The sequence below is a fragment of the Paraburkholderia sp. genome (assembly GCF_004298475.1).
Taxonomy (GTDB): Bacteria; Pseudomonadota; Gammaproteobacteria; order Burkholderiales; family Burkholderiaceae; genus Paraburkholderia; species Paraburkholderia denitrificans.
On the sequence record NZ_SCRP01000023.1, the window covers coordinates 105,109 to 125,425 of the forward strand.

The window sequence follows — 20,317 nt, forward strand, 5'->3', positions numbered from 1 at the left end:
GCGCATAAAGGACCCTGAATGAAACCCTCACAATTTGCCAAAGGCTTTCAGGCGCGGCCTGACTCGACGAGCAGCGAAAAGCGTACGGCACTCGACCGCCTCAATGCGATCGATGGGCTCGTCCAGGATAAATCGCGTCCCCAGGATGACGCGGGCCGCTCGAGCCAGTTTCAGGTCGAAACCGCGATTCCCGCCGATGGTGCGCTCGATCCAGTCGAAAACGAATCGTCCGAATATCGTACGTGGAGGGCAGAGCACGGCTACCGCACCGGACAGATCATCGAACTGCCATTGAAGGCGATCAAGCCGAGCCCCTTCAATCCACGATATTTCTACGTGAAGTCGTCGATAGCCGAACTCGCCGTCAATCTCGCTAAGCAAGGCCAGCAACAAGCTATTCACGTCATTCCCGACTACGCAGCGCCCGGCAGCTACTACGTCAGCGACGGTGGACGCCGCGTACGCGCACTGAAGGAAGCGAACAAGGAAACGGTCAAAGCGATCGTCGTCGATCTGCCCGTTGGCATTCAAAGCTACAAGCTCGGCTACGATCTCAACGTCCAGCGAGATTCACAGACCGTTTTCGACAACGCGATCGTGTGGAAGCGGTTTATCGAAGAGAAATTCTTCCAGAGCCAGCGCGAACTCGCCGAACACCTTGGGCTTGATGAGTCGACCGTTGCGGTCGCACTTTCCATTGCGAAGCTGCCGGAATCGGTCATGCATGAAATGGTCGCTCGGCCCGACCGCTTCGGTTCGAACATGGCCTATCAGGTCGGCCGCTATCATGGAGCGCGCGGGACAGACGCCACGTTACGCCTGATCAACCGGATTCTCGCGGACGATCTCAGCACGCGTCAGGTCGCCGATATCGTCAAGGGCAGGTCGAGCGCACCGGAAAGCCCCAAACCAGCTGGCCGTCAACGTTACGCCCAGCGACTCGATATTAAGCTGGACGGCGTATCCGTCGGCGATCTCAAATCATATGGGGACGACAGGCTCGAACTCCGGCTCAAGGGATTATCGAAAGAGCGGCGCGACGCAATCCTGCATCAAATCGAGCAGATTCTGCAGACCCAATAACGGCAGGATGATTCAAGAGACGACCCTGGCCCAACAGGCCGGGGTTCGCATCGCCGGATTGCCCGGCAATGCGCAACTGAGAGCCCACTCAACGCAAACTCAGAACAGGTTCAGAGCAAACCCAGGTCCGGGCTCAAGCTGCGCGCGACTGGCTCAGCGTAAATGCGAGCAGATCGCCGTCGGTCGGCTCACCCCAGGTTTTCCGTGCCAGCCAGTCGAAGAATGCGGTTTCCCCCAGCTTCGACTCGAGGCCGCGCCGCCGCCAGTCATCGCGCAGATGCGTGCCGAGGCCCGGCAACTCGTCGCTCTCGAACGACTGGCGCGCCAGTTCCCGCTCCATCTCACCTTGCTCGTCGTACAGCGCACGGGCTTCCTTGCGGCGATACGCCGTGTACTCATCGAGAAGCCGCGCCTTCGGATCGTCCGCGCTCAGTGCGGCCCCCTTGCCGGCGCCAGCCGGGCCTGAAATCACCGTATCCAGCGGCGGCGCATAGCCCTTCTTGAGCGCATCCTTGAACAGCGCCGCCGCGCTGCGGACAGGCGGCAGACTCGTACTGCGCATACGCTGCTCCGTGAGCTGGAGAGCAGCGCGAATCCGGTTTTCCTCACTATCGGCGTAGAGCGACTGCGCTTCCTTCAAAGGAATACCGATCTTCACCATGCGGTCGACGAGCGTGCTGTCGAAGACGTTCGGATGCTCGTCGAGCGCCAGCATGGGTTGCTTGCGCTCGGTGACGCGAAACTGGATCTCGGCAACCCGGCGGCCTTCGCGATGTTCGATCAACTCGACGAAGATATTCGTAACCGCATTGACTTCGGCGATGGCGGGCCGAAGATAGTCGCGCTTGAAATATTTGTATTCGCGCTTGGCCTCGTCGCCAGCCTCGGTATCCGGCGTGCCCGACAGGATCGGCCGCCACCATTCCCACGTTTCGCGCATCGTGAGATGGCTCGGGTTCGTCAGGTAACGTACGCAGATTTCGTAGAGCGCGAGCCCCGCGCTGCTGCGCAGCTGGCTCTGAAACTGCAGGCTGAGGCGCGCGTACTGAACAGGATCCAGCAGCTTTTTCTTGATTTTCGGCGCGAACGAGAACTCGACCCAAACGCGTCGCGTGGCTGGATCTTCGAGGATTTCGGCATCGGCAATCAGCGTTGAAATGCCCCACTTGCGGCCCGGCTTCTGACTCGACGTCCCCTGGCTCCATTCGACCTGCACCGACACCATGCGGCGAAGGTGTTCCTTCACGAGCGCGGTATCGTTGGAGTCGAACGCCGAATTGGCAACGATGTCGGACAACAGCGCGCGATAGGTATCGCCGGACTCGTCCGCCTGCTGGGCCACCGCGAGCAGCACGTTGAACAGCTTGCGGGTCAGCAGCGTGATCTTGCCGCTCTTCGGCTGAATCGCAATCGCCTCGACGGCCTTGCGCAATTCTGCCGAGCTGGGGCTTACCACATCGGTTTTTTTCACGCGCTTCGTGGCCATGCGTCGGGTCGAGGAGTGATTTTCGCGAAAGGATACCGCCTGTGGTGATAGGCGTCTATAGGGTCGCTCTCACCGTTGCCGGTGATGCACACGCGCCGCGCGCAACTCACCGCCAGGCGATCCCGAAAAGGCTCACTCATCGCAGCAGAGCGAGTTCCACGCAAACGTTATGTGCCGTGCGATCCGCACGAATGGCCCCGATCGTGCAGTCAAACAAGCTCGCGAGACGGCTCCCGTATCGTCTCACCGCAAAAAAATTTGAGGTGCTCCGGCTTCGCATGCGGAATGCCATCCGGGCGCTCCCCCTTGACGCGCTCAGGATGAAGGCAACCCAACGCCTGCGAACGGGCGCTGCGCCGGCTGCAAATCCGATGGCAAGTGCATCAGACACCGCAACGATGCCTGCGCAAAGTCGTTGATTGTGGCTTCGGACCCGGCATTTTCAATCGGCATGGTCCGTCAATGCTTCGCACCCGCGTATCACAGGACCCGTCAGGATCGGAGCGGCAAGACTCGAAAGGGCGCTCACCCGTCGGCGTTCGTCACACGGCACGCTCTTGCATCTCCCGAAAAACCTCACCGATAGCGTGCGGCCGATGCCGTTCTCATGCTGCCTGCGGCCATTTAGAGGCTGGAAAGCGTCGAATCAGGCTCCCGAAAATGCTCACCCTTACCAAGATTGGACACCCTGCGGGCACCCGGCAGATACCCAACCGCCACCGGGAAGCCGCCGATCGCAAGCCCCCGGAAAAGCTCACCGTTAGCCACGCCGCCGGGAAAAAGCCAATGGATTCCGAGGCTTAACCATGTGCCGACGTGGCTCGCATTGCTGTCCGCCTCATCCTGAAAAAGCTCACCTTTCGGCTGGAATCTGGCGGAAAGCCGGCAACCTGTCTGCCGCGGCAGGTTCCGGTCACACCTCCCGAAAAGGCTCACCTCATGAGATGGTGCATTTCCGGTTAGCGCTCCCCGAGGTCCTGTGTGTCGCCAGTTTCAGGTGAGTGAACACCAACTCTCTCCTGAAAAGACTCACCTCTACAGGGCGAACGCGCCAAAAAAGCCCCCGAAAAACCTCACCATACAGCGGCGATCCACCGCCGGTGCCCAGACACAGCAGCAACATGCCTGACGATAGCTGCCCCCCCTCGCTCCCGAAAAGACTCACCTAAAGCGTCCCTGAGGCCCCGCCAGGCCTTAAATGTGCCTCCAGCCCCTGAAAAATCTCACCTCAGGAAGCGGATTTGTCCCGATTCATCTCACCTGGGCCTCCGAAGCCGCCTTTTTCTACCCGAAAATCGTCCCGACACCCGTTCCTGAATTCGCTCACCGTTGCAATTCAGGAAACATTGAACACGCGCGCGGTGGCGCGGGGGGCGCCGCGATATCCGCTCCCGTAATTTCTCACCGTTGCACCAGTGATGAAAATCCGCTGCTCCCGAACCCGCTCACGTCCGTTCCCGAAGCGGCTCACCGGCCTCCCCGAAACCCATCACTGCCGCATCCCGCAGTCCCTCACCCTACATCCCGTAAAGCTTCACCCGAGTGCGCTGAAACCCTTGCCTGGTAAGGGTTTGCCAAGGCGTTAACGTTTTTAACAGGTATCAAGGGTGTTTACTTTTATTACTCTCAAGCACGTCTACCCCGCGCGTTTCCCGCAAAATCCCCAACAAACGGGCTCATTCGACGACCCGAACCCCGCCAGCCGCCGTGAAACACCATCCAAAAATTCCACCACAACAAAAAATCACATATTTACAGTCACTTATGAAACAAACCTCACTTTGTTTCACGATGCTGCCCTATTCGGGGATAGAGCAGGCGGTGCAAAGAAGCAAATCTTGCCGAATTGCAGCCCGTGTACGACGCTACCCGTCAGTTCGTAGCGATTAATACGTAATCTGTTATTATTTACGCGTTGCCGTCCAATCGCGAGATAACAATGATGCAAGAGGAAGATCGCCAGAATCTGCGTGACGAACTGGAAACACTCCGCAAAGACGGGGCGCGGCGACAGGAGCTGTCGCTTCATGCATGCAAGCGCCTCTTTTTCGATTTCGGCATTCGTCCATCCATGGCCACGGTTCGCGACCTGACGCAAACCGGCAGCGCAAGCGACATTCCAAAAGATATCGAAGTGTTCTGGCAGCGGATCCGCACGGCCTCACGCGTACGCGTCGGCGTAGGCGCCATTCCGCCGATACTCGAAGAGCGTGCGGGCGAACTGCTCGGCGCCCTCTTCCAGGAAGCGCAGACACTCGCACATCAGGCGCTCGAAACCGAACGCGCCGATCTCGAAACCGGCAAGCATCACGCTGAACAAGCCGTCCGGGATGCCGACGCGCGGCGCGCCGCGGCCGATGAAATGCTTCAGCGCAGTGAAGCCCGGACCGAAACGGCCTGGGCAAAGGTTCGCGAACTCGAGAGTCAGCTTGCGGCAACGTCGGCGCACGGGGCCGTCCATCACGATAGCCTCCAGGCCACCGCACGGCGACTGGAGGCAGAAAACGAAATCCTGACGAAGCGGCTCGACGTCGAACAGACCACCAATGCAGGGCTGCGCGATCGTATCGACGCCCTTCATGCGGATCTGCGCACAAGTACCGAGCACTACGCCCAGCAGATCAAGGATGCACTCGCGGAAGCCGAACGGCGGGTCAAGCCCATGCTGGTCGAACTCGATTCGTTACGCACGATGTCTTCGACGTGGCAGGCGGCCCAGCGCGATGCCAGCAAAAAAGAGTTCGATTTCATCCAGCAGCTCGCGACCGCCAAAGCGCGGGCGGATCGTCTCGACGCGCTGCTACGTGAGCGTTCCGATGAAGTCGACGTCCTCACGCGCCAGGTTACCGGGTTGCGCGGACTGCAAGGTGTCGATGCATCGGTCGCCCAGGTGCTGTGCGCACTCGCCAGCGCGGGTCGACTCAGCGACGAAGAATTCACGCAGCTGGGCACCGTCGTTGACGGATATGTCAGCTTGCCGGCGCGCTGTCCGAAGTGCCGGGAGGGTGAGCCTGAACTTTCCCAGGTTGATAACCGTTATGAACTCTCGTGTCCGGAATGCGAGCACACGTCCGGTGCGGGCGGCTCGCGTCTCGAAGCCGTCAGCCGTTTCATGTCTGGAAAGGCGGTGCCCGGCGCTGCTTGAGGTGAGCGGTTACGGGAACCGGGGTGACGATAGGAAGTGAGTTTTTACGGGAGCCGCCGCGGTGCCTGGGTTGACGCGTGCCTTGTCACTCAGGGCCGCGCACCCTTTCCGCCGTTGCATGGTCGGCCCACATTTTCCACGCGCGATGCAGCCGGCCAGCTGAAATCGGCTGCATGAAACCGAGCCATTGTCCGACCTGCTCGGCGTTTATTCCCTGTTCGAAGAGATCCGCGGCAAACGTGTTGCGCAGCGTCTGCGGACTCGCGCGCTGCGTGCGCGTTTCAGCGATGCCTGCTGCCTCGACGATCGCGTCGATCGCGCGCAGGATGGTGGCCTTGTGCATCGGCCGTCCCGAGGGGGAGCCCGGAAACACGAGTTGTCCCGGCAATCCTGCTTCGCGCCGCGATTCGAGCCAGGTGCCCAGGATCTCCACGGCGAAAGGGGCAAGCCGCGTGGAATGCGAAAACACCGGATTGTCGGCTTCAATCGTGAGCCACGCCTGGCCGGACTTGACGGCGTCGAGCGTCAAGGCAATCGCATCGCCCGTTTTCAGTCCGCCGCCGAGAAACACGGCGACCAGTGCGCGATCACGGTGTTCGCGCCAGCGCTTTGCGGCCGATTGCTCTTCCAGCGGCGTAAAGAGCTGGGTCAGGATCGCGGCGCGTTCGGCGGCATCGAGAAAGCCGGTGGGTTCGTTATCGCTCGCGTTGCGCCAGGCCGCTTCGCCGTCCTGGGCGATGAAGCGTGCCGGGTTGGTCGACGCGAGTTCGATCTGCCGGACGTGATCGAGGACGCGCTCGATCAACCGAAGGTAGCGCAGGCGCTGCGGCCTCTTTATGTCGAGCCCGGCGACGAATTCAGCAATGGTTCCGGTGTCGACCGAGAGAATCGTCTTGTGTCTGATCGCGATCCATTCGAGAAAGCAGCCCCACTGGACGCGGTAGACGTCGGCCGATGACTGGCGAAACTGCTGCGAGGCCAGCCAGGCATCAAAGGCGCTGGCCGGATCGCACTGCCAGTCGGCGCGTTGCTGGTCAAACAGATCGCGTGGGGGTTGGGAGGACGCCATTGCTCTCATTCCGTTAGTTGCATTCTGGGTGTGAATTCTAGCGGTAGGCCGAATGGATCGGGAGATTTATTGCCGACCTATGTTCTGGAAGATCGGCATGAGCGTCTTGCGCGGCTAGCCGCCCCAGGCACGCATCCGCCGCTGGAGCGGACGTTGTTTCGGCGTCTGCGACTGCGCTTCTCCGGTGTCTCGCATTGCGCGTTCGTAAGCGGCAACCGCAAAGGCAAACACAGCGGGCAACGCGTCAGAGCGCCCGAAATCGGCGGGATCATCGGTTTCCGGATAAGCGAGTTCGCCCGGACGCTGAAAGAGCCCGAGCATGATCGCATCGTGCCGGCTCGCGAATCCGAGATCCGCAAGCGCTTCGGCCTCGATTGCGTGCAGCAGCCGCCACGTGAGCGGAACCTGCTGCGCGATATACCGCTGCGCGATGTTACGCACGATCTGCTCAAGGTCGCGCGCGGCCGTCTGAAAGCGTAAGGCGGCTAGTTTTGGCTCGTCAGGGGTCTGCATGGCGGCTCCAGTCGATCAATGAACTGTATAAATATACAGTAGTCGGCGCGGCGATGCAGCCCCTCGCGCACTCAGCCGTGGATGACGACGAGCAGCGCGCGCGCTTCGCCCTTGCCAGCGTTGCGGATTGCGTGCGGCTGATCGGCGATGTAGCGCGCCGTGTCCGCGGACTTCAGGCGTTGCGCGGTGCCTGCAGCTTCGATGTCGATGGTTCCCTGCAGCACGGTCAGGTGCTCGCGCGTGCCCGGTTCATGCGCGCCTGAAACCAGCGCGCCGCCCGGTTTCAACGTCAGTTCATACCATTCGAAACGGCCCGCAAGCTCGATCGGCCCCCAGACGCGCAACTGGTAACCCGCGTCATGCCCATGCAGCGTCGGGATGTCGTGCGGACCCGCGACGGTGATGGCTTCCGGTGCCTTCGACGCAGCAAACAGCGAATCGAGTTTTACGCCCAGCGCGTTCGTGAGCCGCCAGGCCACGGCAATGGTCGGGTTCGCTTTGTCACGTTCGATTTCCGATAGCATGGACTTCGAGACACCCGCCGCGCGCGACAGGTCGTCGAGGGTCATGCTGCGTTCGTTGCGCAGCCGCTGAATTTGCTCGCCGACACGCGGCGGCGTAACTGGCGAACCGGCCGGCGCGGCTGTAACGGCGTGCGTTGATGCGTCTCGCGGCGTCGCGGTGCCCGGCGTGCGTGGTTTGCGGGTGCTTGCCATTTGCTGCCCCATCGTTTAGAGTTTGTTCGATATCTCGAATTTGCGTTCGGAAAAACGAATATTTCCCGTAAAAGCTAACAGCGACTATAGCAAACCCGGCAAACCCGGCAAACCGCGGCCAGCCCGGACAGGAGGACGACTGATGAGAACCCCTTACCTTGCGCATCTGCGCGCGACGCTCGACCAGATTCGCGCCGATGGTTTTTACAAAAGCGAGCGCGTGATCGCGACGCCGCAATCGTCGGATATCCGTCTCGCCGATGGCACCGGCGTACTGAATTTCTGCGCGAACAACTATCTGGGTCTTGCCGACGACGCGCGCCTCATCGCAGCGGCCAAGGACGGGCTCGATCGCGATGGCTTCGGCATGGCGTCGGTGCGTTTCATCTGCGGCACGCAGACGGTGCACAAATCGCTCGAAGCCGCACTCGCGCAGTTCTTGCAGACTGAGGACTGCATTCTCTATTCGAGCTGTTTCGACGCGAATGGCGGTCTGTTCGAAACGTTGCTGGGCGAAGAAGACGCCATCATCAGCGACGAACTCAATCATGCAAGCATCATCGACGGCGTCCGCCTGTCGAAGGCGCGCCGCTATCGTTACAGGAACAACGATCTCGCCGATCTCGAAGCGAAACTGCGCGAGGCCGACGAAGCCGGTGCGCGCTACAAGCTGATCGCAACCGACGGCGTGTTTTCGATGGACGGCATCATCGCCGATCTCAAAGGCATCTGCGATCTCGCCGACCGCTACGACGCGCTCGTGATGGTCGACGACTCGCACGCGGTGGGCTTCATCGGCGAGCATGGCCGCGGCACGCCCGAGCACTGCGGTGTCGCGAATCGCGTGGACATCGTTACGGGCACGCTCGGCAAGGCGCTTGGCGGCGCGTCGGGCGGCTATATCGCGGCGAAGAAGGAAGTCGTCGAATTGCTGCGCCAGCGCTCGCGCCCGTATCTCTTTTCGAACACGCTCACGCCGAGCATTGCGGCAGCGTCGCTCAAGGTCCTCGAACTGGTCGCGAGCGATGAAGGCGCGCAATTGCGCGCGCGCGTGCGGGCGAACGGCGCGCAATTTCGCCGCGAGATGAGCGCGCTCGGCTTTACGTTGGTGCCGGGCGAGCACCCGATCATTCCGGTGATGCTCGGCGACGCGCAGGTCGCCTCGAAGATGGCCGATGCGCTTTTGCACGAAGGCGTGTACGTGATCGGCTTTTCCTATCCGGTGGTGCCTAAGGGCCGCGCGCGCATTCGCACGCAGATGAGCGCCGCACATACGCCCGAACAGATCGAACGCGCGGTGACGGCTTTCGCGCGTGTGGGCAAGTCTCTCGGCGTAATCTAGCAACGTATCCAGCAAGGTATTCTGGGCAAAATGAAAGCACTCGCAAAACTTGAACGCGCAACCGGTCTCACGCTGACCGATGTACCGAAGCCCGAAGTCGGCCACAACGATGTGATGATCAAGATTCATCGCACGGCAATCTGCGGGACCGACGTTCATATCTGGAAATGGGACGACTGGGCGCAGAAGACCATTCCTGTGCCGATGCACGTCGGCCATGAATACGTCGGTGAAATCGTCGAAATGGGCCAGGAGGTGCGCGGTTTCCAGATTGGCGACCGCGTTTCCGGCGAAGGCCACATTACCTGTGGCTTTTGCCGCAATTGCCGCGCGGGACGCCGGCATTTGTGCCGCAATACGGTGGGCGTGGGCGTGAACCGCGAAGGTGCGTTCGCCGAATATCTCGTGATTCCGGCCTTTAACGCATTCAAGATTCCGTCCGATATCTCCGACGATCTCGCTGCGATCTTCGATCCGTTCGGCAACGCGACGCACACCGCGCTCTCGTTCAACCTCGTCGGCGAGGATGTGCTCATTACCGGCGCGGGCCCGATCGGCATCATGGCCGCGGCGATTGCGCGGCATGTGGGCGCGCGCAACGTCGTGATCACCGACGTCAACGACTACCGTCTCGAACTCGCACGCAAGATGGGCGCGACGCGCGCGGTGAACGTTGCGCGCGAATCGTTGCGCGACGTGATGAGCGATCTGCACATGACCGAGGGCTTCGACGTGGGCCTCGAAATGTCGGGTGTGCCGAGCGCATTTACCGCGTTGCTCGAATCGATGAATCACGGCGGCAAGGTTGCGCTGCTCGGCATTCCGCCCGCGCAAACCGCGATCGACTGGAATCAGGTGATCTTCAAGGGCCTCGAAATCAAGGGCATTTACGGCCGCGAGATGTTCGAGACCTGGTACAAGATGGTCGCCATGCTGCAAAGCGGACTCGATCTTTCGCCGATCATCACGCACCGCTTCGGCGTGGACGACTACGAAAAGGGCTTTGCTGCGATGCTCTCCGGCAATAGCGGCAAAGTCATTCTCGACTGGACCCGATAAACGCCGCTATACCCCCGGGATTCAGTTTGCCGGGGCGGGCTGTTCGAATTCGGCTTCGATGCGCACGCCGATATCGTCGCCGACAGCGGGGTACCACGTCGACAGCCCGAACTTCGCGCGGCTGAACCGGCCAGTCGCGGCGAAGCCCACGGTCGGCTGCTTCGTGAGCGGATTCGGCGCATAGCCGTTGAAGGTCACATCGAGTGTGACCGGCTGCGTGACGCCGTGAATCGTCAGATTGCCGGTGAGCGTGCCGCGCGAATTGCCGGTCTGCTCGAAACGGGTACTGACGAAGCGGATCTGCGGAAAGCGCGCCACGTCCAGCATCTGCGCGTCTTTCACCTGCTGGTCCAGTTGCGGGTCGTTCGTGTCGAGGCTCGTTGCGTCGATGGTCGCTTCGACCGTCGCGCTATTCAGCCCGCCTGCGTGCCAGTCGAGTTGCGCCGTAACGCGGTCAAAGCGCATCACGAAGCGCGAATAATGCAGGTGATCGATGTCGAATACCACGCTCCAGTGGTGCGGGTCGAGTACGTAGTGTCCTGCAGGCACATCCGCTGCGGCGGTGTTCACGCTGTGCGTGACCACACGCAGCGGCGTGCATGCAAACATAAGGCATGCCGCGCCGAGCGCCGCAAACCAGGTCCGCCGCCTCAAGCCTGTAACGCCACGTCCGTTCATAAGCTCTTTCCACGTGTTGCCTCGATATTAACGCGTCGGGGCGATCATCTATTCCAGGGGCTCTACCGGTTTTATGCTTGACCCCGGAGAACGATCGTTCTACATTCTCGCCGTGGAGAACGATCGTTCCCAGTCGATGCAAATCTCAAGGTCCGGTACGGACCTTCAGCACCGTCACGGAGATTCCAGCATGAGCACGGCCACCGCCCCGCAGCCCGATGCCCGCGAGCGTTTGCTCGACGCAGCCGAAGCGCTGATTTATACCGGCGGCATTCATGCGACCGGCGTCGACGCGATTGTTCGCGAAGCCGGCGCCGCGCGCAAGAGCTTCTACACCTGGTTCGGGTCGAAGGACGCGCTCGTTGCCGCCGTGCTGACGCGTCGCGACGAGCGCTGGATGCACTGGTTCGTGGACGGCACGCTCAAGCGCGGACACACGCCGCGAACACGGCTTCTCGGCATGTTCGACGTTCTGCGCGACTGGTTCATGGCCGAAGGCTTTCACGGTTGCGCGTTCCTGAATGCGTCGGGCGAGACCGCGTCGGCTGACGATCCCGTCCGGCTCATCGCGCGCGAGCATAAGGCGCGCCTGCTCGCCTTCGTGCGCGAGCAGTGCGATGCCCTCGTGGTTGCGCATGGCATGGATCGCCGCCATGCCGCGCGCCTCGCGCGCCAGTGGCTGATCCTGATCGACGGCGCAATTGGTGTCGCGCTTGTGAGCGGCGACGCCGATGCTGCGCTCGACGCACGCACCGCCGCAAAGTCCTTGCTTGAAGCGCTGGTCGGCACCGGTGCTTTGCGCAGTCGTCACTCGTCGCGGCCGCCCGCCCGGCGCACCGCGCGTTCTCTGGAGAAAAAACATGACTGATGCCGTTGAGGTTCGCCCGCCGCTGCCGCCGTTCACGCGGGAAACCGCCATCCTGAAGGTGCGCGCGGCCGAGGACGCGTGGAATTCGCGCGACCCGAAGCGCGTCTCGCTGGCCTATACGCCGCAAAGCGTGTGGCGCAATCGTGCGGAATTCGTTACGGGCCGCGAAGCGATCGTCGAATTTCTCACGCGCAAGTGGGCGCGCGAACTCGATTACCGTCTCATCAAGGAAATGTGGGCGGTGACGGAAAATCGTATCGCGGTGCGATTTGCTTACGAGTCTCATGACGATTCCGGCAACTGGTTCCGCTCTTACGGCAACGAGAATTGGGAATTCGACGAGAACGGCCTGATGGCGCGCCGCTTTGCCTCCATCAACGACCTGCCGATTCTGGAAAAGGACCGTCGCTTTCATTGGCCGCTCGGCCGCCGTCCCGACGATCATCCGGGGCTCAGCGAACTCGGTCTTTAACGCGCTGCAGGTGGCGTTTATTGCGGACTTTGTTGCGCAGTTTGTCGCGGTGAACGATGCTGTCGCATCGTTTAAACGGTAATGCCAGGAAAATCGAAGCGATAAAAATCCATCAAACAAATGGTGAGCTTATCCGGGAGCAGCGGGTTCACGTAGCGTGCGCAATGGTGAGCTTGTTCGGGATTAACACCTTAAACACCTTAAACCTGCCCGTACACGAATTCGCGCTATAGTGATTTGCGCTGCGATGCAGCAGGGGTGTTTCGCGACGATCCAAAAAGATCGCATGCGGCACCCGATTCCCGCCGCGCGCCTGCGCGGTTCGCACCGGAGTCGTGAAATGGGCATTCTCGACAGACTATGGCGGCCGCGACCCAAGGCGATACCGGTCACGCCCCAGATTAGCGCGTTGATCGAGCGTCTGATGGTGTTGAGCCCGGCGCTGAAGCTCGCAGATGGTTTTCAGGAGCGAGTCACGCCTGTGCTGGCCTGCTCGCTCGATTACGTGCGCGGCCTGGTGAACGAGTTGCCGCACGCGCGCGTGGCAAACGCAGCCGCCTGGCTCGACGACCCGTATATTCACGCGTTTTTCGCGGCGCCTGACGAGGTCGCGCACATTCTCAGCCGTTCGGCCGAAATGCACGTGTGGTTCGACAGCCACCCGCTCGCGCGCGAAGCCTACGCCGTGCTCAGCATGGCCATGAGCGAGCGCCGCGTGTTTGGCGTCGAGCAGATCGGCGACGTGGTGCACGCCGACGTCGCGCGCACGACGCTCAGTTTCGACGATCATCAGGTGCGACTCTGCGGCGAGTCGGAGGACGATCTGCGCGAGCAGATCGTGCAGCGCGTGGTCGAGCAGATTGCGCTTGAAGGTCTTGCGCAGATCGGCGCTGACGAGTCGCGTCGCGATGCGCTCCTGCAAGACCGCGCGCTGTTGAAGACGCGGCTGCAGTTGCTGACGCGCCAGGGCGCGGGCACACACAAGATGCTCGGTGAGCGCGCATCGGCGAACGCGGCGCAACGCATCGGACTGGAGGCCGAGATCGAGGCCAACGCGCGCGCACTGGACGCGCTCGGCCTGCAGACCGATGCGCTCGCACGCGACCTCGACGTAATCTGCGATGTGCTCGGTCATCCGGCACGGCACACGAACGTCGAGATGAAGCGTATCCGGCTGAATGCGATGAACGTGGTGATCGAGGCAAGCGCCTCGCACGACAGCGCGGAAATCGTCTTTCCGCTTGCCCGGCTGCCCGCGAGTCCGCTGGGCGAGCGGGCGTTTTCGCTGATTCGTTTCGCGCGCACCGATCTCGTGCCGCTGCCAACCGTACTCGACGAGGACAGCCATTTCATGATCTGAGCCGCGTAACGCTCACGTGAACGGTGAGCGTTTTCGGGAGCCGTGAGCGCCTGAATTGGCTAAAACAGGCGCAGGCAATATTTCCTGGCAATCCCAGGTTTAGCGAACACAATATTGCTCGAACGCTGGCGCAACGCGGCTATTCATTGCGCTACGGTTGCGCGAAGTTTGCGTAAAAGCTCGCCTGCCGTCTCAAGGTGAGCTTTTTCGGGAGCGAAGCGAATGTGCGCTCCGCGCCGCGCGGCAGATGTCGAAATCGCATTTTGGCGGCACCGTAGGCCCATTCGGCGCGTGCGGCGCCAATGCCGGACGCACGAAAGGTGAGCCTTTTCAGGAGTGCGGCGCGGCCCACACTGAAACCCCCTCGCGCCCGATCGAGAAGCGCTGCACACCATCGCTCGTACACGGTGCATCCTCGGCGGCAATATCGAACGCTTCGCCGCCCATATCGATCGTCACGTAGCGGTCGCCATGCCTGAGTGCATGACCGGCTGGCATGCCGGTCCATGCGCCTTCGGGCGTGGCGCGCAGCGCGCGCGGCGCGACCCGCCACATCACGCGCGTGCCCGGCGCGAAAGGCGTACCGGCGTACGGTAGCCGCAGGCCCTTCGCGGTTTCGATCTCGTCGCCAGCGCGCACGACACCTTCGCCGACGTTATGCAATCCGAGCAGTTCGGCCACGCGCAGCGACGCGGGCCGCCGGAACACGTCGTTCACGGGACCGGCCTGCAGCACGCGACCGTGTTCGATGATGAGCACTTCGTCCGCGAGCAGCGCGGCTTCGTCCGGATCGTGCGTGACGATGACGGTCACCGCGTCGATCTCGCGCTGCAGCGCGCGCAGCGATTGCTGCAGGCGGCGACGGCGCGGCGTGTCGAGCGCGGCGAACGGTTCGTCGAAGAGCAGCAGTTGACTGTGCCGCGTGAGCGCGCGCGCGAGCGCGACGCGCTGGCGCTGGCCGAACGACAGTGCGTGCGGCAGACGCGCCGTCAGCGTATCGAGGCCGAGATGCGCGAGCCAGTAGCGCGCGCTCGCGGCATCGGCGCCGACCGGAAATGCCAGTTGCTGCGCGACCGTCATGTGCGGAAAAAGGCCGTAGTCCTGCGGCATGTAACCGATCGGCCGCCGCTCGGGCGGCAGTGCGCCGAGATTGGCGTCGCCGAGCGTGACCGAACCCGTGTCGTTGTGCTCGAGCCCCGCGATGATGCGCAGCGCGAGCGATTTGCCCGAACCGGACGGTCCGATGATGGCGAGGCGGCGTGTCTGCGGCCGCCACGTGATGTCGAGGCTGAATGCGCCGAGGCGCCGCTGCGCGTCGAAGGCAAGCCGAAGGCCGGTCACTGCGCGGGCAGGCGCGGCGCTCGCGAAGCTCGCGGGCTCGTCGCCATTCTCGGAAGGCACGGCGTGCGCGACGCGCGGGCCGCGCGCGTAGACCGAGAGCACGGCGCAGACGATCGCGATGGCGAGCGTCGGCAACAGGAGCGGCATCATCGCGGGCAGCCCCTGGCCGCCGAACACGACGTAGGTGTAGACCGGCAGCGAATGCGGATGATAGGCGACCATCATGGTCGCGCCGAACTCGCCGAATGCGCGCAGCCACGCGAGCGCGAGCCCCGCGCGAATGGCGGGCCAGACGATGGGCAGCGTCACGCGAAAGAAGCGGCTCATGGCGTGATGGCCGAGCGTGGCGGCGACGTCGTCGTAGACGGGCTCGACGGCGGCGAACGCCGAGCGCGCGGCGACGATCAGGAACGGCGCGGCAACGAAGGTTTCCGCGAGGACGATGCCTGTGAAGGAATCGGTGAGCCTGCCGCCGAAGAACTGGCCAATGGTGCTATACGGACCGACCAGAAACAGCAGCAGCACGCCGCTTGTGAGCGGCGGCAATGCAAGGGGTAACTGCACGACAAAGCCGAGCAGCGCGACGGCGCGCGAACGCGAGCGCGCGAGCCAGTAGCCGAGCGGCACGCCGCCCGCGAGGATGACGAGCGCGGCGACACTCGCGCTCGTCACCGACACGGCCACGGCGGACCACGTCGCGCGCCAGTCGACTCCGGCCCAGTCGGCCTGGCCGATCTGCGGGATGCTGGCGACGAACGGTGCGCAGAGATAGACGGCGAGCAGTGCGCCGAGCCACAGGAGCGGCCGGGCTGCGGGTTGTTTCACAGCGGTTGCTTCACGGTTGTTGCTTCTCGACTATTGTTGCGCGGCGTCGATCACGGCCTGAACCGACGGCGCAATCGCCTGGGTGCTGCCCTGCACGGCGGGCTTCGTCACGTCGACGCCATGCTCGGCGAGCAGCTTGCGGCCTTCGGCGCTGAGCAGGAAGTTGACGAAGCGCGCAGCGCCCGCCTGGTTGGGCGCGTCGTTGAGGATCGTGAGCGTGTAGTTCGCCTTGATCTTCAGCTCGGGCGCGGGGCGGATCGACGGAATCTTGAGATCGGACGTTTCGGTCGAGTAGAAAAAGCCCGCGTCGAGCTGGCCCGACTGCAGGCGGCCGACCAGCGTTTCTTCCGGCAGGACCTGCTCGGGATTCTCCGGTGCGCCGAGCGTCTTCTCGACGAGATCCGGCTGGTTATAGACCTGTGCGGCCTTCGTCATGAGTTCGACGGTGAATGCGCCCTTCGGATCGAGCTTCGGATCGGTACGCCCGAGGCGCAGGCCCGGCTCTCGGAGCACCTGGTCCCACCGCTTCGTCTTGAAGTCGGCGGCGAAGCGGCTCTTCGGGCTATAGCCGATCAGCAGCGGCGATTCGGCGAAGTTGACGTACCACGAGACGTGATTGCCGTTCGCGTCGCCCATCAGACTCGTGTTGACCTTCGGGCTCGCGCTGATGAACACGTCGCCGCGGCGCAGCTTGCCCTTGATCTCGTTGGCGATCTTGTTGGAGCCCGCCGCATAGCCCTTGAAGCGCAGACCCGTTTCCTTCTCGAACGCGGGCCCGACGTCCTTCTCCATCAGGTTCACGAGCGAACCGGCGTACAGCACGTTGACGTCGCTTGCGTCGGCGGCGAAGGCGTTGGCGCTCGCGCCGAGCACGCCGGTCAACACGACAACCGAGGCAATCAGTTTGCGGATCATGCGTTTTTCCCCGTACCGTTATAAACCGCAATATATTACGCTGGGCCTGCAATTTCATGTACCCGTCCGGATGGACTAGTCCATTCGTGGCGTCTGGGCGCGTGGTGGGCGGACGGTTACACTGGGGTTCCATTCATTGTCGGCGTGCACATTGCGACTGCGCGCCTGGGAGATCTTTATGCGCACGAGCGCCCGTAATCACTTCACCGGTCAGATCAGCGCAGTCAAGGCCGGCGCCGTCAACGACGAAGTCACGCTGCGTACCGACGGCGGACTCGACATCGTCGCGATCATCACGCATGGCAGCGCCGCTGCACTCGGCCTCGCGGCGGGCAAGCCGGCGTTCGCGCTGGTGAAGGCGTCGTCGGTGATCGTGATGGTCGATGGCGACGCTACCCGCGTTTCCACGCGCAACGTCGTCGCGGGCACGGTCGTATCGGTCACGAAGGGCGCCGTCAACGCCGAAGTCGTGATCGCAGCGCCGGGCGGTGCGTCGATCGCGGCGATCATCACGAACGAGAGCGTCGATCACCTCGGCCTCGCGGCAGGCAAGGCGGCTGCGGCGCTATTCAAGGCGTCGAGCGTGATCATCGGCGTCGACGCGTAACGCGCGCTTTCCGGAGCGGGCGGTTTTCCGGATCGACCTGATCTGCCCGGTCGGCTCAAAGCGCATCGTGTATGCTTGCGCGCATGACCAGCACCGCCAAAGATCGCCTATCCGCCGGGACGCCCGCTTCGGCGCCGACCGAAACCGGCCAGCCAGTCCAGCCGGCGTCAGGCGATCCCGAAGTGCGTTTTCGCATGCGCATTCTCCAGGGCGGCACGATTGCGCTGGGTCCCGGCAAGGTTTCGCTGCTGGAGGCGGTGCGCGAGCACGGTTCGATTTCGGCGGCGGCACGCAGCCTCAACATGTCCTATCGCCGCGCCTGGCTCCTGATGGACGAACTGAACCGCTCGCTCAAGTCGCCTGCGACGATTTCCGAGCACGGCGGCCAGAGCGGCGGCGGCAGCATGCTCACCCCCGTCGGCGACGAAATCATCCGGCTCTATCGCGAGATCGAAGCGCGTGCGGCGGCGGCCTGCGCGTCGGAGATCGCGGCGCTCACGGAACTCGTGAAGCGCTGATGTGCTGATGTGCGTACTGCGGGCGGCGGGCGGCGGGCGGCGGCGGCTTCCCCGCGCCGCAGGCCGTCGAATCCGGTTCGCAGGTCGCCGCGTGCCGCTTGCACTAGAATGGCCGGCTTCGCGCGGTTTCCACTTTCCGTTCACCCATTTCATGTCACCGCCCATCGGGGCGGTCAGGAGCGTTCGATGCGCGTAGGCCGTCCCGTAAAGGCGCTGCCCCAGCCGCTGTGCGACTACTGCGGCGCGAAGGCGCAGCTCGCGCGTTTTGGCGACGAGGCGTACCCGTATCGCGACGACCACGGCACGCTCTGGGTCTGTACGCCCTGCGAGGCGTGGATCGGCGTGCCGGCGCGCAGCACGCGCAATGTCCCGCTCGGGCGTCTTGCGAACGCCGCGCTGCGCGATGCGAAGAGCCGTCTGCACGATGCACTCGAGCCGCTCGTCGCGGCCAAGGTGAGGCGTGACGGCGTGAACGCCTTCGAAGCGCGCGGCAAGGCCATGCGCTGGCTTGCGCAATCGCTTGGCTTCGACCTGCCCAATCCGTCGATTCACCATCTGACACTCGAACAGTGCGAGCAGGCGATCCGCCACGTCGAGGCGTTCGCCGCCTCCCGGCGCGGCCACGAACCGGCTGAAGGAAATTGAAAGGTTGTTCCCGCAGGGGCGATCGTTACGGTTAGTTACACACACGGGACAATGTGCCGCTCAACCTTCGGCGCGGCCTGCCGTTATTGCACAAGAACCGTTTCTTTTGTGCACCATGGCCAAGACCATTCCATTTCCCCAGCAGGCGCACGCGGCCCATGTCCGCCGCAACAAGGCGATGCTGCTTCCGATGCCGCGCGCCTGCGCAAACGATCTCGCGCTCCAGGTGCACCTCGCGCTCGCGGCGCTGCGCGGCGGCGGCACCAATCACGACGCCCAGGCGATGCTGCATACGCACGTGCTGGCGATGTCGATCGTCAACGCCGGTTACGGCGCGCTCACGCAGGCGCAGGTGCGCGATGCGGACGCGGCGCTGCTCGCCTGCTTCGAGCGCGGACGCTCGGACGGCAACTGGCGGCTCGACGCCGCAGAGGCTGACGCGCTGGCGGCGATCGTGACGGTCTACGATCTGCAGCTGCAGTTCGCGCCGCTCTGGGCGCTCACGGAGGCGAGCGAGCGGCTCGAACAGATGGGCATGGGCGAGACGGGCCAGGCGGCCAAACGCAAGCACGCTTGAGCGGTTGTGGGGTTGTGTCCCCTGATCGCGCCGCTTGTTGCCGGACTGTTGCCGGACTGCTGCCGGGCCGCGCTGTGGCGACATTGGCACGAGATTTGACGCCGCCAGCGAATCGTGTTGACTTCCGGCAGGCGGCGTGACTAAAATTCGCCCGTCTCAACAAAAGGGGCTGACGCCTTGGACAGTAGCAGTTGTCGATCTTCGAAGAGTTTCGCTGCCTGACCGGCAGGACGTCCGCGCTCCCTTTCTCTAGCCGCCGTCTTGCCAGCAGGCAGATGGTGCGCGTCCAGCAGTAAATCCTCGTGCATCCTTGTTCGCGTCATCCAGGCGCCGCTCGCGTTCATTCGCGCCGCGCGTGGCTGTGCGTGTGGCTGATATCGCGCCGCGAACCGTCCGTGTTCGCGGTACAGCGCGTTTGCCCCGCCTCTCAGGTGCGGCACGCGCGCCGCTACCGGCGTCGTTCGTGCGTCGCCGCGCAATAAGGAGTTCAGATGTCCGACAGTGACAGTTATCCGTTATGCCGCTTCCTTTCGATATTCCCGGAGGAAAGCGAGCAGACGTGAGCCGCTGAGCGCACCGCGCCCAGCCGGTCTGCCGGCTTTCCTCGTAACGGCGTCCTCATGGACGCGAGGAGATCCAGCATGAACTTCGGCCTTCTTCTGCCGCATCTGCCGCAAACGCAGCAATGCCTTTGCACCGTATTCCCCACCGATGTGCATGGCGCCAGCCAGTGCGCGCCGGCTTCGACGTTGAGCCGTCTGTCCGGCCTCGCTGCGCGCTGGCGTGATCTGCCCGCACGCGTGTTTCGGGTCTGACCGGCCGATCCGGCGCGCCTTGGCGCGCCGGGCCCTGCACATCATCCAGTTTGTCAGTGCTTCAACATGATCCAGTTCAACTGCTCAATGCAAGCGACGAAGCGTGCAACGCGCGCACGCGGCGTCCAGCGTAGTACCCGCATAACCGGCACGGGAGGCCAGTAATGGAATTCGGCTTCAACCTGAACCGCACGGCCAACGCTTCGGCGTGGCGGGTGCTGCCCAATCGCTGGGACTTCGTCGCGTTTCCGCTGATCATCTGCCTGATCGCGATGGCGGCGAT

The 20,317-nt window shown here is 63.1% G+C and carries 19 protein-coding genes; 12 read left to right on the forward strand and 7 right to left on the reverse strand.

Annotated elements, in window-relative coordinates; all coding sequences use genetic code 11:
* Window positions 1-18 precede the first annotated feature (18 nt).
* Complete coding sequence (locus EPN59_RS13135; protein ID WP_293034217.1) at window positions 19-1,083, forward strand: ParB/RepB/Spo0J family partition protein; 1,065 nt, start codon at window positions 19-21, stop codon at window positions 1,081-1,083.
* A 133-nt stretch (window positions 1,084-1,216) separates the two neighbouring features.
* Here the strand turns inward: EPN59_RS13135 and EPN59_RS13140 are convergent, their stop codons facing one another.
* Window positions 1,217-2,569 carry a replication initiation protein gene (locus EPN59_RS13140; RefSeq protein WP_293034216.1) on the reverse strand — a complete coding sequence of 451 codons (1,353 nt, stop codon included), beginning with the start codon at window positions 2,567-2,569 and terminating at the stop codon, window positions 1,217-1,219.
* A 1,939-nt stretch (window positions 2,570-4,508) separates the two neighbouring features.
* Here EPN59_RS13140 and EPN59_RS13145 point away from each other — a divergent pair.
* Window positions 4,509-5,714 (forward strand): DNA-binding protein, encoded by a 1,206-nt coding sequence (locus tag EPN59_RS13145; protein WP_293034215.1) that lies wholly within the window; start codon window positions 4,509-4,511, stop codon window positions 5,712-5,714.
* An 85-nt stretch (window positions 5,715-5,799) separates the two neighbouring features.
* On the opposite strand, the gene EPN59_RS13150 is transcribed toward EPN59_RS13145, so the two are convergent.
* From EPN59_RS13150 to EPN59_RS13160, 3 genes are all read right to left on the reverse strand, one after another.
* Window positions 5,800-6,783: a site-specific integrase gene (locus EPN59_RS13150; protein ID WP_293034214.1), complete on the reverse strand. Its 984-nt coding sequence runs from the start codon at window positions 6,781-6,783 to the stop codon at window positions 5,800-5,802.
* A 114-nt stretch (window positions 6,784-6,897) separates the two neighbouring features.
* Window positions 6,898-7,296 (reverse strand): DUF2471 family protein, encoded by a 399-nt coding sequence (locus EPN59_RS13155; protein WP_293034213.1) that lies wholly within the window; start codon window positions 7,294-7,296, stop codon window positions 6,898-6,900.
* A gap of 71 nt (window positions 7,297-7,367) precedes the next feature.
* Window positions 7,368-8,012: an XRE family transcriptional regulator gene (locus EPN59_RS13160; RefSeq protein ID WP_293034212.1), complete on the reverse strand. Its 645-nt coding sequence runs from the start codon at window positions 8,010-8,012 to the stop codon at window positions 7,368-7,370.
* Between the two features lie 142 nt (window positions 8,013-8,154).
* On the opposite strand from EPN59_RS13160, the gene EPN59_RS13165 reads away from it, so the two are divergent.
* Entirely contained in the window at window positions 8,155-9,354 is a 1,200-nt protein-coding gene (locus tag EPN59_RS13165) for a glycine C-acetyltransferase (RefSeq protein WP_293034211.1), read from the forward strand.
* A gap of 30 nt (window positions 9,355-9,384) precedes the next feature.
* Window positions 9,385-10,413: an L-threonine 3-dehydrogenase gene (tdh, locus tag EPN59_RS13170; protein WP_293034210.1), complete on the forward strand. Its 1,029-nt coding sequence runs from the start codon at window positions 9,385-9,387 to the stop codon at window positions 10,411-10,413.
* Window positions 10,414-10,434: 21 nt separating this feature from the next.
* On the opposite strand, the gene EPN59_RS13175 is transcribed toward tdh, so the two are convergent.
* Window positions 10,435-11,022 carry a YceI family protein gene (locus EPN59_RS13175; protein ID WP_293034209.1) on the reverse strand — a complete coding sequence of 196 codons (588 nt, stop codon included), beginning with the start codon at window positions 11,020-11,022 and terminating at the stop codon, window positions 10,435-10,437.
* A gap of 259 nt (window positions 11,023-11,281) precedes the next feature.
* Here EPN59_RS13175 and EPN59_RS13180 point away from each other — a divergent pair, with 259 nt between their 5' ends.
* The 3 genes from EPN59_RS13180 to EPN59_RS13190 all read left to right on the forward strand — a co-directional run bounded on the left by EPN59_RS13180 (window position 11,282) and on the right by EPN59_RS13190 (window position 13,791).
* Window positions 11,282-11,959, forward strand: coding sequence for a TetR/AcrR family transcriptional regulator (locus EPN59_RS13180; RefSeq protein ID WP_293034208.1), 678 nt, complete (start codon window positions 11,282-11,284; stop codon window positions 11,957-11,959).
* A complete protein-coding gene (locus EPN59_RS13185; protein ID WP_293034207.1) occupies window positions 11,952-12,431 on the forward strand; it encodes a nuclear transport factor 2 family protein in 480 nt (159 codons plus the stop codon). The genes EPN59_RS13180 and EPN59_RS13185 overlap by 8 nt, the downstream gene beginning before the upstream one ends.
* A gap of 340 nt (window positions 12,432-12,771) precedes the next feature.
* Complete coding sequence (locus EPN59_RS13190; RefSeq protein ID WP_293034206.1) at window positions 12,772-13,791, forward strand: hypothetical protein; 1,020 nt, start codon at window positions 12,772-12,774, stop codon at window positions 13,789-13,791.
* Between the two features lie 330 nt (window positions 13,792-14,121).
* On the opposite strand, the gene EPN59_RS13195 is transcribed toward EPN59_RS13190, so the two are convergent.
* Together EPN59_RS13195 and EPN59_RS13200 are read right to left on the reverse strand one after the other, a co-directional pair.
* Window positions 14,122-15,957 (reverse strand): ATP-binding cassette domain-containing protein, encoded by a 1,836-nt coding sequence (locus tag EPN59_RS13195; RefSeq protein ID WP_293034205.1) that lies wholly within the window; start codon window positions 15,955-15,957, stop codon window positions 14,122-14,124.
* 30 nt (window positions 15,958-15,987) lie between these two features.
* Window positions 15,988-16,872, reverse strand: a complete 885-nt coding sequence (locus tag EPN59_RS13200) for an extracellular solute-binding protein (RefSeq protein WP_293034204.1) — start codon at window positions 16,870-16,872, stop codon at window positions 15,988-15,990.
* Window positions 16,873-17,050: 178 nt separating this feature from the next.
* Between EPN59_RS13200 and EPN59_RS13205 the strand changes: the two genes are divergently transcribed.
* The 5 genes from EPN59_RS13205 (at window position 17,051) to EPN59_RS13225 (ending at window position 20,034) form a co-directional block, all read left to right on the forward strand.
* The gene (locus tag EPN59_RS13205) at window positions 17,051-17,479 is read left to right on the forward strand and encodes a TOBE domain-containing protein (RefSeq protein ID WP_293034203.1); all 429 of its coding nucleotides are present in this window, start codon (window positions 17,051-17,053) and stop codon (window positions 17,477-17,479) included.
* Window positions 17,480-17,562: 83 nt separating this feature from the next.
* The gene (locus tag EPN59_RS13210; RefSeq protein WP_293034202.1) at window positions 17,563-17,997 is read left to right on the forward strand and encodes a LysR family transcriptional regulator; all 435 of its coding nucleotides are present in this window, start codon (window positions 17,563-17,565) and stop codon (window positions 17,995-17,997) included.
* Between the two features lie 186 nt (window positions 17,998-18,183).
* Entirely contained in the window at window positions 18,184-18,642 is a 459-nt protein-coding gene (locus EPN59_RS13215) for a zinc-finger-containing protein (protein WP_293034201.1), read from the forward strand.
* A gap of 115 nt (window positions 18,643-18,757) precedes the next feature.
* Window positions 18,758-19,219: a hypothetical protein gene (locus EPN59_RS13220; protein WP_293034200.1), complete on the forward strand. Its 462-nt coding sequence runs from the start codon at window positions 18,758-18,760 to the stop codon at window positions 19,217-19,219.
* 641 nt (window positions 19,220-19,860) lie between these two features.
* The gene (locus EPN59_RS13225) at window positions 19,861-20,034 is read left to right on the forward strand and encodes a hypothetical protein (RefSeq protein WP_293034199.1); all 174 of its coding nucleotides are present in this window, start codon (window positions 19,861-19,863) and stop codon (window positions 20,032-20,034) included.
* Window positions 20,035-20,317: the final 283 nt, after the last annotated feature.